The organism is Ruegeria sp. AB9 (genome assembly GCF_056542585.1).
The window spans coordinates 1-632 of record NZ_JBQGAA010000064.1; the positions used below are offsets into that span (position 1 = coordinate 1).

Annotated in this window: 1 protein-coding gene and 1 pseudogene; both read left to right on the top strand. The window is 53.3% G+C overall.

The window, feature by feature from the left end; translation table 11 throughout:
• Positions 1-281, top strand: a pseudogene (locus ACR0K5_RS25125) (DEAD/DEAH box helicase); the annotation flags it as partial.
• Positions 282-362: 81 nt separating this feature from the next.
• Positions 363-632 (top strand): transposase (locus tag ACR0K5_RS25130; RefSeq protein ID WP_480632228.1); only part of this gene is annotated, 270 nt, incomplete at its 3' end.

Sequence of the window (632 nt, forward strand, 5' to 3'; positions counted from 1 at the left end):
CGTCAACTCTCATGCTCGCACTCAGGAGCGTAGGCTTCTCGGTTGAGCAGCATGACGGGTTTTTGTTGGTGGAGGCCGGCGATGAAACACCCGACCTTCAATCAGTGCTATCTGAAATGGCATCCGGCGAACCTCTAGACCTGTTCGGCGATGCGGGAAACCTAGCTACGGAGAAGTTTCACACTTACCTTTCGATGTCACTTATACAACTAGATGCCGTTTCTTCAAAACTAGCACCTGATCATCTGCCTAGCATGATCGATCGGATTGCTAAGCCATAAGGGGCGTATTTCGTTGAAAAACTCTTGGTTGATTGAGTGGTAAGTCGCTGATTCAATTCGTCCTGTAGGGAGGAATTGGCGATGATGGGACCGAGGCAGGAAGCGCAGGCGGCGTTGTTCTACGAGTTCTCGCTGGAAGATCATGTCCCGCAAGATCACCTGCTGCGCTCGATTGATCGGTTCGTCGATCTTGGCAGCATCCGGTCGCATCTGGCGGAGTTCTACAGCCATACTGGACGCCCCTCGGTTGACCCCGAGTTGCTTATCCGAATGCTACTCGTGGGCTACTGCTTCGGGATCCGGTCCGAGCGGCGGCTTTGTGAAGAGGTTCATCTGAACCTAGCCTATCGG